The 15,773-nt window shown below is 64.8% G+C and carries 15 protein-coding genes; 10 read left to right on the forward strand and 5 right to left on the reverse strand.

All coding sequences use genetic code 11. The features are described from left to right. Positions 1-12 precede the first annotated feature (12 nt). The 4 genes from glyS (at position 13) to rpmG (ending at position 5,809) form a co-directional block, all read left to right on the forward strand. A complete protein-coding gene (glyS, locus tag FIU89_RS06810; protein WP_152491899.1) occupies positions 13-2,133 on the forward strand; it encodes a glycine--tRNA ligase subunit beta in 2,121 nt (706 codons plus the stop codon). 86 nt (positions 2,134-2,219) lie between these two features. Continuing rightward, positions 2,220-4,760 (forward strand): putative PEP-binding protein, encoded by a 2,541-nt coding sequence (locus FIU89_RS06815; protein WP_152491900.1) that lies wholly within the window; start codon positions 2,220-2,222, stop codon positions 4,758-4,760. A gap of 195 nt (positions 4,761-4,955) precedes the next feature. Further along, complete coding sequence (locus FIU89_RS06820) at positions 4,956-5,537, forward strand: cell wall hydrolase (RefSeq protein ID WP_254701863.1); 582 nt, start codon at positions 4,956-4,958, stop codon at positions 5,535-5,537. A 104-nt stretch (positions 5,538-5,641) separates the two neighbouring features. After that, the gene (gene rpmG / locus FIU89_RS06825; protein WP_050927593.1) at positions 5,642-5,809 is read left to right on the forward strand and encodes a 50S ribosomal protein L33; all 168 of its coding nucleotides are present in this window, start codon (positions 5,642-5,644) and stop codon (positions 5,807-5,809) included. 230 nt (positions 5,810-6,039) lie between these two features. On the opposite strand, the gene FIU89_RS06830 is transcribed toward rpmG, so the two are convergent. Both FIU89_RS06830 and FIU89_RS06835 read right to left on the reverse strand, forming a co-directional pair. Then, positions 6,040-6,759 carry a Bax inhibitor-1/YccA family protein gene (locus tag FIU89_RS06830; RefSeq protein ID WP_152491901.1) on the reverse strand — a complete coding sequence of 240 codons (720 nt, stop codon included), beginning with the start codon at positions 6,757-6,759 and terminating at the stop codon, positions 6,040-6,042. A gap of 124 nt (positions 6,760-6,883) precedes the next feature. Next, positions 6,884-7,081, reverse strand: a complete 198-nt coding sequence (locus tag FIU89_RS06835; RefSeq protein ID WP_152491902.1) for a DUF1127 domain-containing protein — start codon at positions 7,079-7,081, stop codon at positions 6,884-6,886. Positions 7,082-7,206: 125 nt separating this feature from the next. Between FIU89_RS06835 and FIU89_RS06840 the strand changes: the two genes are divergently transcribed. Then, positions 7,207-8,079: a LysR family transcriptional regulator gene (locus tag FIU89_RS06840; RefSeq protein WP_152491903.1), complete on the forward strand. Its 873-nt coding sequence runs from the start codon at positions 7,207-7,209 to the stop codon at positions 8,077-8,079. Positions 8,080-8,089: 10 nt separating this feature from the next. Here the strand turns inward: FIU89_RS06840 and FIU89_RS06845 are convergent, their stop codons facing one another. Next, entirely contained in the window at positions 8,090-9,052 is a 963-nt protein-coding gene (locus tag FIU89_RS06845) for an NADPH:quinone oxidoreductase family protein (RefSeq protein WP_152491904.1), read from the reverse strand. Between the two features lie 305 nt (positions 9,053-9,357). On the opposite strand from FIU89_RS06845, the gene FIU89_RS06850 reads away from it, so the two are divergent. The 5 genes from FIU89_RS06850 (at position 9,358) to FIU89_RS06870 (ending at position 13,551) form a co-directional block, all read left to right on the forward strand. Next, entirely contained in the window at positions 9,358-9,729 is a 372-nt protein-coding gene (locus FIU89_RS06850) for a helix-turn-helix domain-containing protein (RefSeq protein WP_152491905.1), read from the forward strand. A gap of 53 nt (positions 9,730-9,782) precedes the next feature. Further along, on the forward strand, positions 9,783-10,577 hold the full coding sequence (gene hisN, locus FIU89_RS06855; protein WP_254701811.1) for a histidinol-phosphatase: 795 nt from the start codon (positions 9,783-9,785) through the stop codon (positions 10,575-10,577). Positions 10,578-10,623: 46 nt separating this feature from the next. Next, positions 10,624-11,073 (forward strand): CAP domain-containing protein, encoded by a 450-nt coding sequence (locus FIU89_RS06860; RefSeq protein ID WP_152491907.1) that lies wholly within the window; start codon positions 10,624-10,626, stop codon positions 11,071-11,073. Positions 11,074-11,256: 183 nt separating this feature from the next. Then, positions 11,257-12,486: an acyl-CoA dehydrogenase family protein gene (locus FIU89_RS06865; RefSeq protein WP_152491908.1), complete on the forward strand. Its 1,230-nt coding sequence runs from the start codon at positions 11,257-11,259 to the stop codon at positions 12,484-12,486. Between the two features lie 159 nt (positions 12,487-12,645). Next, entirely contained in the window at positions 12,646-13,551 is a 906-nt protein-coding gene (locus FIU89_RS06870) for a DMT family transporter (protein ID WP_254701812.1), read from the forward strand. Between the two features lie 147 nt (positions 13,552-13,698). Here the strand turns inward: FIU89_RS06870 and FIU89_RS06875 are convergent, their stop codons facing one another. Next, entirely contained in the window at positions 13,699-13,935 is a 237-nt protein-coding gene (locus FIU89_RS06875) for a YdcH family protein (RefSeq protein ID WP_152491909.1), read from the reverse strand. Between the two features lie 90 nt (positions 13,936-14,025). After that, positions 14,026-15,681 carry a choline dehydrogenase gene (betA, locus tag FIU89_RS06880; RefSeq protein ID WP_152491910.1) on the reverse strand — a complete coding sequence of 552 codons (1,656 nt, stop codon included), beginning with the start codon at positions 15,679-15,681 and terminating at the stop codon, positions 14,026-14,028. Between the last annotated feature and the right edge of the window lie 92 nt (positions 15,682-15,773).

Here is a 15,773-nt window from a genome sequence, read left to right on the forward strand (position 1 = left end):
TCCGGTGACATCATGCCCGACCTTCTGATCGAACTCTTCTCCGAGGAAATCCCGGCCCGAATGCAGGCAAGGGCTTGTGAGGACCTGAAAAAGCGGATGACCGACGGGCTGGTCGAGGCCGGCCTGACCTATGCGGGGGCCGCGGCCTTTGCCACGCCGCGGCGGCTGACGCTGGCGCTGGAAGGGCTGCTGTCCGAGAGCCCGACCTTGCGCGAAGAGCGCAAGGGGCCGCGCGTCGATGCGCCGGAAAAGGCGATCGAGGGGTTTCTGCGTGGTGCCGGCGTGACGCGCGACGCGCTTGAAGTGCGCGACGAGAAAAAGGGCCAGGTCTATTTCGCGACCATCACCAAGCCGGGCCGTCCGGCGGCGGAAATCGTGGCCGAAGTTCTGGACGACACGATCCGCAACTTCCCGTGGCCCAAGTCGATGCGCTGGGGCGCGGGCAGCCTGCGCTGGGTGCGGCCCTTGCATTCGATCCTGTGCATCCTGACCGACGACGCGGGCGAGGCGCAGGTCGTGCCGCTGGACGTGGACGGCATCAAGGCGGGCGAAAGCACTGAAGGGCACAGGTTCATGGCGCCTGGGCGGTTTTCCGTCACGTCCTTCGAGGATTACGCGGCGAAGCTGAAGCGCGCCAAGGTCGTGCTGAACCCGGAGGAACGTGCCGGTCATATCTGGCAGGAGGCCACGAACCTGGCCTTTGCCCGTGGCCTTGAGGTGGTCGAGGACAAGGGGCTGTTGCAGGAGGTCGCGGGGCTGGTGGAATGGCCCGTGCCGCTGATGGGCGGGATCGGGGCCGAGTTCCTGGACCTACCGCCCGAGGTGTTGCAATCGTCGATGAAGGAGCATCAGAAGTTCTTTTCGGTGCGCAATCCCAAGACCGGCCGGATCGAGCAGTTCGTGACCGTTGCCAACCGCGAGACCGCGGATCACGGCGCCACGATCCTTGCGGGCAACCAGAAGGTGCTGGCCGCGCGGCTGGCGGATGCCAAGTTCTTCTGGGAGAACGATCTGCGCATCGCGAAAGAGGGCATGGGGCCGTGGCTGGAAAGCCTGCAGAACGTGACCTTCCACAACAAATTGGGCAGTCAGGCCGAGCGGATCGCGCGGATTGCCGCGCTGGCGCGGGAGATCGCGCCGGTGGTGGGGGCCGACCTTGATCTGGCGGAGCAGGCGGCGCAGGTGGCGAAGGCCGATCTGAGTTCGGAAATGGTCTACGAGTTCCCCGAATTGCAGGGGATCATGGGGCGGTATTACGCCGCCGAGGCGGGCTTGCCCGAGGATGTGGCAGCGGCCTGCGAGGAGCATTACGCACCGCTTGGGCCGTCTGATGCGGTGCCCTCGCACCCGGTCTCGGTGACCGTGGCGCTGGCGGACAAGCTGGATACGCTGGCGGGGTTCTGGGCGATTGATGAGAAGCCGACGGGGTCTAAGGATCCTTTCGCGCTGCGGCGGGCGGCGTTGGGGGTGATCCGGTTGGTCTTGGAGAACGGCATCTCAACGAGCATGCTACATTTCTTCGATCAAGCCATGAGACGTGCCAAAGAAGAGGCCAGCCCAGATAGGAAAGACGTCGAACTAAAGGAACTTGATGATCGCGTTTCAATCGTGAGTTTGATGGATTTCTTCCATGACCGCCTGAAGGTCTATCTGCGCGATCAGGGCATCCGTCATGACGTGATCGACGCCTGTATCGCGATGGAGGGCAATGACGATCTGGCTCTGCTGGTAAAGCGGGCGCGGGCCTTGCAGGATGTGCTGCAGACCGAGGATGGCGAGAACCTGGTGCAGGGGTTCAAGCGGGCGAACAACATCCTGACGCAGGCCGAGGAGAAGGACGGGGTCGAGTACTCCTTTGGCGCCGATCCCAAGTTTGCCGAGGACGCGACCGAAAAGGCGCTGTTCGCGGCGTTGCAGGATGCGGAGAAAACCATCGCCTCGGCCGGGAAGGACGAGGATTTCGCCCGCGCCATGGGCGCCATGGCCGCGCTGCGCGCACCGATCGACGCGTTCTTCGAGGCGGTGCAGATCAATTCCGAGAATGCGATCCTGCGGCGCAACCGTTTGAACATGCTGCATTCCATCCGCCAGATCTGTCTGCAGGCGGCGGATTTGCGGCGGTTGGAAGGATAGTGGGGCAAACCGCAGCGGTGGACCCGACAGGCCTTGCCTAAAAATTCGGCTTGCGTATTCTGCGGGCCAGAAAAGGAATTGCCGCAGTGCAGCAGGGCCCTGAACATATCACGCCGATCACTCCCGACGCGCCCATCGCGATCCCGACGCATGGCGGGCGGGCCAAGTGCCTGCAACGCCTCGTGCGGCTGGACTTGCCGGTCCCGCGCACGGTCGCGCTGTCCTTCGACGCGGTGAGGGGCATCGCGGACGGCGAGGTGCCGGACATGGCCTCCTTGCTGGACCCGTTCGACGAACTGCCGGTGCTGTGCGTGCGCCCGTCGTCCGAGGACCCCGACTGGGGCGGGCCGGGGGCGGTTCTGAACATCGGGATGAACGATGCGCGGTTCGTCGACCTGTCGGACCGGATCGGCAAGCCGGCGGCGGCGACGCTCTACCTGCGGTTCGTGCAGGCCTACGCGGTGCACGTGGCCCGCGCCGACCCGGACATGTTCGACGAGCTGGACGATGATCCGGTCAAGGCGGTGGGCCAGGCGCTGGTCGCCTACGAAGAGGAAGTCGAGGAAGAGTTCCCGCAGGATGCGAAAGTGCAGTTGCTGGGCGTGCTGCGATCCATGGCGCGGGCGTGGCAGGGCACCACGGCACGGCTCTTGCGGCAGGCCAAGGGCGCGCCGGCCGATGCGGGCCTTGGCCTTGTGGTGCAGGAAATGGCGCTTGGCCTGGGCGAGGGCGAATGCGGCTCGGGCGTGATGCAACTGGTCGACAGCGCGACGGGCGATCGGCGCTGCACCGGCCGCTACCTGAGCCAGAGCCAGGGGCGCGAGGCGCTGAAGGCCAGCAACGAGGCGCTGTACCTGCAGAAGGATCCGCGCGGTCCGTCGCTGGAGGAGCTGGCACCGGAGGCGTTCGCGCGGCTGAAGCAATGCACCAAGCTGATGCGCGAGAAGCTGCGCGAGGAAATGCAGGCCGAATTCACGATCGAGAACGGCGAGGTCTACCTGCTGGACGGGGTGCGCGTGTCGCGCAACGCCCGCGCTGCCGTGGCCATCGCCGTGGCGCTGGCCGAGGAGGGGATCATCACACGTGAGGAGGCGCTTATGCGGATCGAGCCGCGGGCGCTGAATGAACTTCTGCACCGGCAGATCGATCCCGAGGTCAAGCGCGACGTCCTGGCGCGCGGCATCGCCGCCAGCCCCGGCGCAGCCGCGGGAAAGATCGTCTTCAGCGCCGAAGACGCCCAGGCGGCGGAGTCGCGCGGCGAGGCGGCGATCCTGGTGCGGCGAGAGACCAGCCCCGAGGACATTCGCGGGATGCACGCCGCCGCCGGTGTGCTGACCGAGCGGGGCGGGATCACCAGCCATGCCGCCGTGATCGGGCGGGGCATCGGCAAGCCCTGTGTCGTGGGCGCCTCTGCGATCACCTTTCAGATCAAGCGCAAGCGGCTGGTCTTTCCCGACGGCCGCAGCCTGATGGCCGGGGATCAGATCACCATCGACGGCACCAGCGGCGAGGTTCTGGCCGGCGAGCCGCGCTTGCTGGAGGCCGCGCGGGACGAAACGTTCAAGACGCTGATGAGCTGGGCCGACGAGGTGCGCGACATCGAGGTGCGGGCCAATGCCGACACCCAGGCCGACGCCGAACTGGCGCTGACCTTCAAGGCGCAGGGGATCGGGCTGTGCCGGACCGAGCACATGTTCGTGGAACCCAGCCGCCTGGTGGCGATGCGCGAGATGATCTTCGCCGACACCAGCGAGGACCGCGCCTCGGCGCTGGAGGTGCTGTTGCCGATGCAGCGGGCGGATTTCATCGACCTTTTCCGGATCATGTCGGGAATGCCGGTCTGCATCCGGCTGTTCGACCCGCCTTTGCACGAATACCTGCCCGCCGACCGCGAGGGCATTCGCGAGCTGGCCGACGCGCTGGACCTGCCGGTGGCGGATGTGACCGAGCGAGTGGAATCGCTGGGAGAATACAACCCCATGCTGGGGATGCGCGGTGTGCGGCTGGGCATCGCGGTGCCGGAGATCTACGAGATGCAGGCGCGGGCGATCTTCGAGGCGACGGTCGCCGCCAGCAAGGAGGGCGATCCGGTCGTGCCCGAGATCATGATCCCGCTGGTGTCGGCGATGCGCGAGGTCGAACTGGTGCGCGAGAATGTCGACAACGTGGCCGATGCAGTGCGCCGCGAGACGGGCCGCGACTTCACCTATCGGCTGGGCGTGATGGTCGAGACCCCGCGCGCCGCGTTGCGCGCCGCCGAGATTGCGCCGCACGTGGCGTTCCTGAGTTTCGGCACCAACGACCTGACGCAGATGACCTATGGCCTCAGCCGCGATGACGCGGGGCGGTTCATGTCGCATTACGTCAAGCAGGGCGTGTTCCCCGAAGACCCGTTCCACGTGCTGGACGTCGACGGGGTGGGCGAATTGCTGGAGATCGGGGCGCGGCGCGGCCGCGAGGTGGCCCCCGACCTGACCCTGTCGATCTGTGGCGAACACGGCGGCAACCCCGAATCGATTGCCTTCTGCCGGACGGCGGGATTCGACTATGTGTCCTGTTCTCCGTTCCGGGTTCCGGTGGCGCGACTAGCTGCCGCACAATTGGCCGTGAAGGACAAGATCGGGTAGATCCCGGGCGGGTTCTCGCCATATCTGCCATAATTCCGCCGATCTTCGCTCTTGCAATCCCGCTGCATATCGCCCTTGCAGCGCCGCAGGCTGGACTCGCATACCCCTTTTATGTACCTCGTCGCGACTTGACGGGCCCGTAGGGTCTTATTTTGAAGGAGGCGAGCCTTGAGAACCCTCGCGATGATCTTGATGATGTGCCTTGGGACCGCGGCCGCGGCAGAGCAGGACATCAACCGTTTATATGCGCACGAGAACCGCGTGCTGAGTTCGATTCCCGAAGATATGGTGGCGCGCTACATGGAGCGTCCGGGCGTGGACGTGACGTATTCGCGCGACTGGCTGGCCGCCCAGTCGGCCCAGACGGGCGGCGAGCAGTGGCGTTGTCTGGCCGAAGCGCTGTACCACGAGGCGCGCGGCGAAAGCGTCAAGGGTCAGTTCGCGGTGGCCGAGGTCATCATGAACCGGGTCGACAGCGCCCGCTTCCCCGACACGATCTGCGGCGTTGTGCATCAAGGCACGGGCCGCAAGTACCAGTGCCAGTTCACCTACACCTGTGACGGCGCCAGCGACCGGATCAGCGAGAAACGTGCCTTTGAACGGGCCGGCAAGGTGGCGTACCTGATGGTCAAGGGCGCCAGGCGCGACCTGACGGCCGGAGCGACGCATTACCACACCAAGGCCGTGCGCCCGAAATGGTCGCGCAATTTCGCCCGGACCACCACGATCGGAGTGCATCATTTCTACCGGATGCCGACGCGCGTCAGCTCGAACTGAGCGGGGCGGAGAATCCGGTTGACATGCAGGCCCGCGCGTTTAAAAGGCGGGCTTCATGACGAATTTCGCGGGGTGGCTGACATCCCGCCGCAGGAGAGATACCCATGGCGAAGCCGACCACAATCAAGATCCGCCTGAACTCGACCGCCGGCACGGGCCACTTCTACGTGACGAAGAAGAACGCCCGCACCATGACCGAGAAGATGTCGGTGCGCAAATACGACCCCGTCGCGCGCAAGCACGTCGAGTACAAGGAAGGCAAGATCAAGTAGGATCTTCCCTCCGAGCGTTTTCAAGGGCCGTGCCGATGGGCGCGGCCTTTTGCTTTGGGACTTTCAAAAGCTGCGTGCCGAGACGTGGCGACTGCCGGCGACCTGAGCCGGGGGTTGCGACGGGAGGTCCCGGGTCAGGCCCGGGACAGGTGGTCTCGACGCCAGCGGGCCACGAAAAAGGGCCGATCTGATGACCGGCCCCTTGTTCGTTTCAACCTGGTGCGCTGTCGTTATTCGCGCTGGCCCAGCAGGTTCAGCAGCATCATGAACATGTTGATGAAGTCGAGATAGAGCCGCAGGGCGCCCATGATGGCCGCCTTGCCCAGCCACTCGCTGTCGCCGTGGTGGGCGTGGGCCAGGTACTCGTTCTTGATCGACTGCGTGTCATAGGCGGTCAGGCCGGCGAAGATCAGCACGCCGATGGCCGAGATCGCGAACATGATTTCGCTGGACCCGATGAAGATGTTGACGATAGACGCCACGATCAGGCCGATCACACCCATGATCAGGAAGCTGCCCCAGCCGGAGATGTCCTTTTTCGTGGTGTAGCCCCACAGCGAAAGACCTGCGAAGGCCGCAGCCGTGGCCAGGAAGACCTGGGCGATCGAGAAATCGGTGAACACCACGAAGATGTACGAGATCGAAACACCCATCACCGCGGCGAAGGCGTAGAAGAAGAGTTGTGCCGCAGCCGCCGACAGCTTGTTGATCACCGCGCCGAAGGCGAAGACCATGATCAGCGGGGCGAACATCACGATATAGCGTGTGAAGCCGGTGAACAGCGTTTCCATCATGGCGGCGTTGTTGCCCACGGCCCATGCGGCCGCAAAGGTCAGCAACATGCCGATCGACATCGTGCCGTAGACCTTGTTCATGTGGGCGCGCAAGCCTTCGTCGATCGCGGCGGTACGCGCACCAGTTGCCGACCGGATCGTTTCGAATTGAGCCATTCAAGCCTCCGAATAAGTATCCCATTCAAACCTCGAGCCGAGGTTTGCAGACAATATCGTGTGCCCGGCGTCTCTTTTCAAGAAAATCCGCACCGAAATCGTGCGGAAACAGTCGGTTCACGTGTCAGCGACATGAAATGTCCCAGATCGGACGGCGGGCCTCGGCCATCGCCTCTTGGCGGGTGATGCCGATATCCTGAAGCGCGTGATCGTCGAGACGCGCCAAGGCACGGCGCTGGCGATAAATCTCGAGCGCATCCAGCAGGCGGGCGCGGCGAGGAGCCGCGTAGGGCGCATGACGACGGAATGACAAGGTGAGCATGAGTGCGTCCTTTCAATTTCAGTGATGGCGCGGCGCGCATCATTATTACTGTTGATATAAATGGCATGCCGGGTCATATATGAAAAATGAATGTTTGGCTTGGATTGCATCAAGGAACATGATGAATGCGTAATCTTGACATGACGACCTTGCGGTCCTTTCTGGAAGTCGCCGAGCAAGGCGGTGTGACGCGCGCCGCGCAGGTGCTGAATCTGACGCAGTCGGCGGTATCGATGCAGCTCAAGCGGTTGGAAGACCTGCTTGGGATCGAACTGCTGGATCGCAGCAACCGGCGCATCGCGCTGACCGCCTCGGGCGAGCAGCTCTTGACCTATGCGCGGCGCATCGTCGATTTGAATGACGAGGCCGTGGGACGGCTTTCGGACGAGGTTTACGAGGGCACGCTGACCCTGGGGGTGCCGCATGACATCATCTATCCGGTCGTGCCGCGGGTTCTGAAGACGTTCAACAGCGTTTTCCCGAGGGTGAATGTCGTCCTGAAATCGTCCAGCACCGTCCGGCTGCACGACGCGTTGAAGAAAGGCGAGATCGACCTGATCCTGACGACCGAGAAAGCGTTGACGCCGGGCGGAGAGACATTGACGAAAATCCCGCTGAAATGGGTCGGTGCCCTGGGTGGCCAGGCTTGGCGAAAACGGCCCTTGCGGCTGGGGTTCTGCAATTTCTGCATCTTCCGGGCGCCGGTGCTGCGCATCCTGGACGCGGCGGGGATCGACTGGGAACTGGCGATAGAGTCGGACGAGGACCGCTCTGTGGAGGCGCTGATCAGCGCGGATCTTGCGGTCGGGGCGCTGCTGGAGACCAGCATCCCGCCGCATCAGGAAGCGATCAACACTCAAGGGGCGCTGCCGGAGCTGGGCTATCAGCAGATCAACATGTACGGGTCGGCCAATCGCGACGAGATCACGCGCGAAATGGCCGATCTGCTGCGGCAGGGATACCGGGCCGCGACGCCGACCCTGTTGCGGCAGGCCTGAGCGCGAGGTCTCAGCCGGTCGTGATGACGACCTTGCCGGTGGATTTGCGCGCGCGCATCAGGTCGAGCCCCTCCTGCGCCTTCTGGAGCGGCAGGATGTGGCTGACATGCGGTTTCAGCCGGCCGTCGGCATACCAGGCGAACAGCTGCGCCAGGCTGTCGGTGACAACCTGCGGCCGGAAGGCGAGGTAGCCGCCCCAGTAGAGCCCCAGAACCGAGATATTCTTGACCAACAGGTGGTTGGCCGGAATTTTCGGCACCTCACCACTGGCAAAGCCAATGGTCAGGATGCGGGCCTCGGGACGGCAGGCGCGCATCGCGGACTTGAACTGGTCTCCGCCGACGGGATCGTAGACGACATCGACGCCCCCCAGGGCGCGGCACGCCTCCCGGATATCCTCGGTTTCGGCGTCGATCAGGTGATCGGCCCCGGCCTTGCGGGCAACCTCCAGTTTGTCAGCACCGCGGGCGCAGGCGATGACGGTGGCACCCATCAGCTTGCCGATCTCGACCGCGGTCAGACCGACGCCGCCCGCCGCGCCGAGAACCAGCAGGGTCTCGCCCGGTTGCAGACGGGCCTTGTGATCGAGGCCGACATGGCTGGTGCCGTAGGCGATCTGAAACGCCGCCGCGTCGGTAAAGCTCATCTGATCGGGCAGGACCACTGCGCGGTCGGCGGGAAAGCAGCCCCGTTCCGCCAGGCCTCCCTGACCGCCGAAAACGGCAACGCGGCTGCCGATGGCGGGTCCTTCGACCCCGTCCCCCAGCGCCTCTACCGTGCCTGCCACTTCCATGCCGAGAGTGAACGGCGTGTCGGGCGTGTCCTGATACTCGCCCTTCAGCATCAGCAGATCGGCAAAATTCAGCCCGCAGGCATGGATTTGCAATCCGATCTCCCCGGCGGCGGGCCGGGGCGCCTCGACGTCCTGGAGGGTTGCGGTTGTATCGTGCGAATCGATCCGGAACGCGCGCATCTGGATGCTCCTCATCAATAACTGTCGGATCGGACCGGCATCTTGCCCGGATAATCGAAGTCCCGAAACGATGTCAAACGCGTGCTCTGGTTGTGGACAACCTATACAAAAGAAGTATATGCCCGTTTAGATTGTAGGTATAAGGGACCGATCCCTTATTCGGGGTGCAATACTTCTTGCTATACAGAATCTCAGCACTTATTTTCTCGTCAGTGTCGCTGGGATGCGCGGCCTATTATTTTTTTAACGCCCGCCCGGGAAATTATGACTTCAAACCGGGTTGGCACCTGAGGAAAGGACTGCCCATGCCGCACCCCGTAGACGTGCATGTCGGAAAACGTATTCGCCATCGCCGCTGGCTGGTTGGAATGACCCAACAACAGCTGGCTGAAAGCGTCGGCATCAAATTCCAGCAAATTCAGAAATATGAAACCGGCGCGAACCGCGTCAGCGCCTCTCGCCTTTGGGACATCGCGGATGCCCTTGACGTGGAGGTCAGCTTTTTTTTTGACGGTATCGATCACGATGGCGACGCAAGAAACGAGAGCGACATGATCCCGGCGGATTTGCTGGGCGACAAGGAAGCGCTTGATCTGATCCGGTCCTATTACGCGATCCCGGAAAACCAGCGCCGTCGCCTGTTCGATCTTGCACGGGTTCTCAGCGACGTCGCTTGAGCCGGTCCTAGAAGCCGTTTATCCCCGCCATGAATTTACAAGGTGGGGATAAAATGACCCGGAACGACTCTGAAATTGTTAACACGGCGCACGCGCTTGCTGATGCGGCGCGCGCCGCCATCCTGCCGTGGTTTCGCGCCGGGGCGATTGACGTGGAAAACAAGGCGTTGGCGGGATTCGACCCGGTCACCGCCGCCGACAGGGCCGCGGAGGCCGCGATGCGCGAGGTGTTGGCCGAGCGCCGCCCAGACGACGCGATCCTTGGCGAGGAAATGGGCGAAACCCCGGGCACGAGCGGCCTGACCTGGGTTCTGGACCCGATTGACGGCACGCGCGCCTTCGTGGCCGGGGCGCCGACATGGGGTGTTCTGATCGCCGTCGCCGATCAGGGCGGCCCGGTCTATGGCCTGATCGACCAGCCTTACATCGGGGAGCGGTTCGAGGGCGGCTTCGGCCGCGCCGTGATGCGCGGACCGCAGGGCGCGCGGGCGTTGAAGACAAGGGGGGAGGCGCCGCTGTCGCAATCGACCGTCTTCACCACCTTTCCCGAGGTCGGCACCGAGGCCGAGGGCGCGGCCTTTCGGGACGTGGCCCGCCAGGGGCAGCTGACCCGCTACGGGCTCGATTGCTATGCCTATGCGCTTGTCGCCTGCGGGCAGGTGGACCTGGTGATCGAGGCCGGGCTCAACGCGTACGACATCCAGGCGCCGATCGCGGTGATCGAGGCCGCTGGCGGCATCGTCACGGACTGGAGCGGCGGGCCGGCGCACGGGGGCGGGCGCGCCGTCGCGGCCGCGGGACGCCAACAGCACGAGGCCGCCCTGGAGATCCTTTTGCGCCATCTCTGAGCGATGGCGTCTGGCGTGATCCGGCTGCAGCGGTTAGGGTCGGCTCATGCCTGTCCGGATCTGCCTTCTTGCGGTCATCGTCGCCTTGACATGCCAACTGGCCGTGGCCCAGGACGCGACCGATCGGAGCGCCGCCGCGCGGGACTGGGTCAACAGCTTTCGCGCCGCGCGCGGACTTTCCACTGTGAGCCTTTCCGACAGGCTGACCCGCGTGGCCTCGACCCATGCGGCGGACATGGCCCGAAAGGGGGTTTTCAGCCATACCGGATCGGACAAGAGCAGCGTGGGGGACAGGGCGCGGCGCGTGGGCTACGGCTATTGTTTCATTGCCGAGAACATCGCCAAGGGACAACGTGGGCTGGACGCGGTTCTGAACGGTTGGGCCGGATCGTCCGGGCATCGCAGGAACATGCTGGCCCCGCGGGCCCGGGAGATGGCGGTGGTCGAGGCGCCGGGACGGATCTGGGTGATGGTTCTGGGGCGTGACGGCTGCTGAGATAAGAGGCGTCACGACCGCCCTGAAAACACAACGGGGCACAGCGGGCGGCCGATCGGCCTGGCACAAGGGATACCCCCGGATTGTGTCGCTTTTGCGGGGATTTGACGGTGGGCACTGGACCCTGCCATGGCAACATGCGATCACCAGAGCCTGGCCAGGCCACGACCGGGAGGGCGCCTCATGAACTTCGAAATCCGACCGCATGTCGCGGAGCTGCTGGAGCGGGTGCGGGCGATGGTGCGCGATGACATCATGCCGATGGAGGCCCCGTACCACGCGGAGGTCGAGAAGGGCGACCGCTGGAGCTATACCGAGCGCCAGGCTGAGATCCTGGAAGGGCTGAAGGCCCAGGCCAAGGCGGCGGGCCTGTGGAATTTCTGGCTGACCGATGGTGAAGGCGGCGTGGGGCTGAGCACGGTCGAGTACGCTTATTTCGCCGAGGAAATCGGCAAGACGCCGATGGCGGCGGAGGTGTTCAACTGCAACGCGCCGGACACCGGCAACATGGAAGTGTTCCAGAAATACGGCACCGACGACATGAAGGCGCGGTGGCTGGCGCCGCTCCTGGAGGGAGACATCCGCTCGGCCTACCTGATGACCGAGCCGGATGTGGCCAGTTCGGACGCCACGAACATTTCGCTGAGCTGTGTGCGGGATGGGGATTCCTATGTCCTGAACGGCGAAAAGTGGTGGGCCACAGGCGCCGGAGATCCGCGTTGCGCGGTCTATATCGTGATGGTCAAGACCGGCGATGACGACCTGCCCAAGCATCAGCGCCATTCGATGATCGTGGTGCCGTCCGACACGCAAGGTGTTGAAAAGGTCAGGCCGATGAAGGTCTACGGCGCCGATGACGCGCCGCACGGACATATGCATATCCGGTTCAGCGATGTGCGGGTGCCGGCCGAGAACATGCTGCTGGGCGAGGGGCGCGGGTTCGAGATCGCGCAGGGTCGGCTGGGGCCGGGGCGCATTCACCATTGCATGCGGGCCATCGGCATGGCCGAGGCGGCGCTGGAGCTGATGTGCCGCCGCGCCTTGCAGCGTGAGGCCTTTGGCAAGCCGCTGGCGCAGCTGGGGGCGAATTTCGATTATATCGCCGAGGCCCGGATGGAGATCGAGCAGGCGCGGCTGTTGTGCCTGAAGGCCGCGTGGATGATGGACCGGGGCGATGCACGGGCGGCGGCGCCCTGGATCAGCCAGATCAAGGTGGTCGCGCCCAAGGTGGCGCTGAAGGTGGTGGACGAGGCCGTCCAGATGTTCGGCGCGCAGGGCATCAGCCAGGACACGCCGCTGGCGGCGATGTGGACGCATCTGCGCACCCTGCGGCTGGCCGACGGGCCGGACGCGGTGCATCGGCGGCAGGTCGCGCGGGCGGAACTGCGCAAATACACGCAACAGAAGATCTGAGCGCCTGCCGCGCCGCAGGGCGCAAAATTTTTTCGAAAAAATTTTGCCGCCGCGACAAGGCGTGCCTTGGCGCCATCCTGGCAGGCGGAGGTTAACGGGGTCTGAAAATTCCGTACTTTTGCGCTCGACATCCCGGCGCGCCGCGGGCTTTATGCCGTCATGAGTTCAGAGTTGAATGCGCGGCCCGGCTGGGGTGTTTTCTGGATGGTCGTGACCGGGGTGCTGTTTGTCGGTGTGACCGCCATGGTGAAGCTTCTGGGCACGCGAATCCCTGCGACTGAGGCGGCGTTTCTTCGGTACGTGCTGGGGCTGATCTTTCTTTTGCCGATGCTGGGTACGCTGAGCCGCCTGCGGCTGGACCGCGGCACCTGGGGCCTGTTCGCCGCGAGAGGGCTCGCGCATTCCGCCGGGGTGGGCCTGTGGTTCTTTGCCATGGCACGGATCCCGCTCGCGGACGTGACGGCGATGAACTATCTCTCGCCCATCTATGTCACGCTGGGGGCGGCGCTTTTTCTGGGGGAAAGACTGGCCATGAGACGGGTCATGGCCATCGTCGTGGCCCTGATCGGCGCGTTCATCATCCTGCGCCCGGGGTTCCGCGAGCTGGGGCCGGGGCATTTCGCGATGTTGTTCACCGCGGTGGCCTTCGGCGGGTCGTACCTGCTGGCCAAGATGCTGTCCGACCGCTGTGCGCCCGGGCTGGTGGTGGCGATGCTGTCGATCACCGTGACGATCGGGCTGGCGCCCATGGCGCTGAGTAACTGGGTGCCGCCAACCCTTTGGGAACTGGCGATTTTGATGGGGGTCGCGGCCTTTGCCACGGGGGGGCATTACACCATGACGCTGGCGTTTCGCGCCGCCCCCTTGGCGGTGACGCAGCCGGTGACGTTTTTGCAGCTTGTGTGGGCGGTGCTGTTGGGGGTGACCTTTTTCGCCGAACCCTTTGATCCGTGGGTGATTTTGGGCGGGTTGGTGATCGTGGGATCGGTCAGTTTCATCAGCTGGCGGGAGGCGGTACTGAAGCGCCGCGCGGTGACCCCGGCGGCGCATCAGACGAAGTTCTGAATTACTTGGTTAATTTTGGCAAGAACGCCGAAAACGGCACGTCGGTATAACGTCGGTATCCGGGTGGTATCGCGTCGGTGCGATTTTTCGCGGGAGGCGGCCTTGCCGCACAGGGCGGCGCGGCAAGGGGCGATCCATGTTTGCGTGTCAGGCCGTGAGCACCGTGTATATTTCGTCCTTCAGCCGGGCGCGCTCCTTGCGCATGTCCGTCTCGGCGGCGGGCGAGACCGGGGTCACGTTGGTTTCCGCCGCGTGGATCTGCCGGTTGACGGTGTGGTACTCCTCCATCAGCCGGGCGAAATGCGCGTCCGAACTTTTCAGCGCCGAGATGCGGTCGGCCATGTCGGGGAAGTCGTCGTGCAGTTCGTGCGGGGTGTGTGACATCCGGCGTCCTCCTTTGTGTTCGCGTGTCGAAGGAGAGGTTAGGCGCGCGCCGGGGCGCGCACCTTGATGCGGATCAAACCGGCGCGAGGATCAGCGTTGCGCGGTCTGCCATTCTGGGTGAATCCAGGCCTGGGCATTGTCCGCCGGAAGCGAGCGGTCGAGGACGTGATCGGCCATCTTCTCGCCCACCATGATCGAGGGCGCATTGAGGTTGCCGTTGGGAATGCGCGGGAAGACCGAACTGTCGGCGACGCGCAGGCCCTCGACGCCGATCACGCGGCCTTGCGGGTCGACCACGCTGTGCGGGTCGTCGGCCCGGCCCATGCGGCAGGTGCCGCAGGGGTGATAGGCGCTTTCGGCGTGTTCGCGGATGAAATCGTCGAGCTGGTCGTCGGACTGCATGTCCGCGCCGGGCTGGATCTCGTGTTTCGAGAACGGAGCGAAGGCGTCCTGGGCGAAGACCTCGCGCGTGAGGCGGATGGCGCGGCGGAAATCCTGCCAATCGCTGTCGCAGCTCATGTAGTTGAAGAAGATCCGGGGCGGCGCGGCGGGGTCGGCGGAATTGAGGGTGACCGCCCCGCGGCTTTCGGAACGCATGGGGCCGACATGGGCCTGGTAGCCGTGGCCCTCGGCCGCCGCCTGGCCGTCATAGCGCACGGCGATGGGCAGGAAGTGGAATTGCAGGTCGGGATAGTCGACGCCCGCTGCGGAGCGGATGAAGCCACAGGATTCGAACTGGTTCGACGCACCAGGGCCGGTGCGCCCCAGCAGCCAGGTGAGGCCGACGAGGGCCTTGCCCGGCAGGTTCCAGTATTTGTAGAGGCTGACCGGCTGGGAGGCGGCCATCTGGACGTAGACCTCGAGATGGTCCTGCAGGTTGGCGCCCACGCCGGGGCGGTCGGCGATCACGTCGATGCCGTGGTCGGAGAGATGCGCGCCGGGGCCGATGCCCGACAGCATCAGGAGCTTGGGCGAGTTGAAGGCGGAGGCGGAGAGGATCACCTCGGCATTCGCGCGGATGATTTCCTGACGGCCCTTGCGGGTGACCTCGACGCCGATGGCGCGGCCGTCCTCGAAGACGACGCGGCCCGCAAGGCCGCGGATGACGTCGCATTTGCCCGATCTGAGCGCGGGCTTGAGATAGGCGTTGGCGGCGGACCAGCGCTGGCCCTTGTGGACGGTCATCTCGAAGGGCGCGAAGCCTTCCTGCTGTTCGCCGTTATAATCGGGCGTGACGGGGTAGCCCGCCTGTCGACCCGCCTCGATGAAGGCGCGGGTGAGGGGGTTGGCCATCTGGCCGCGGGTGACGTGCAGGGGGCCGTCATGGCCGCGCCAGTCGGGGTCGCCGCCATGGCCCGCGTCCGTCCAGTTTTCCAGGCGTTTGTAATAGGGCAGGACGTCGGCATAGCCCCAGCCGGTGGCACCTTCGTCGCGCCAATGGTCGAAATCGCGGGCGTGGCCGCGCACGTAGACCATGCCGTTGATCGAGGAGGACCCGCCGATGACCTTGCCGCGCGGGGCGGCGAGGCGGCGATTGTTCAGGTAGGGCTCGGGCTCGGTGCGGTAGCCCCAGTCGTACATCTTCATGTTCATCGGGTAGGAAAGTGCGCCGGGCATCTGGATGAAGGGGCCGGCATCGGTGCCGCCATGTTCGATGACCAGAACGGAATTGCCGGCCTCGGACAGGCGGTAGGCCATGGCGCAGCCGGCGCTGCCGGCCCCGACGATGACGTAATCGGCTTGCATCAGGGACCTCGCTTGGATGGTGGCCGGGAAAGGGGGGCGCTGCCCCCCACGGCGAACCTGCGGTTCACCGCTCCCCCCGGGATATTTATCGC

It is taken from the genome of Roseovarius sp. THAF27 (assembly GCF_009363655.1).
In the GTDB taxonomy this organism is placed as follows: domain Bacteria; phylum Pseudomonadota; class Alphaproteobacteria; order Rhodobacterales; family Rhodobacteraceae; genus Roseovarius.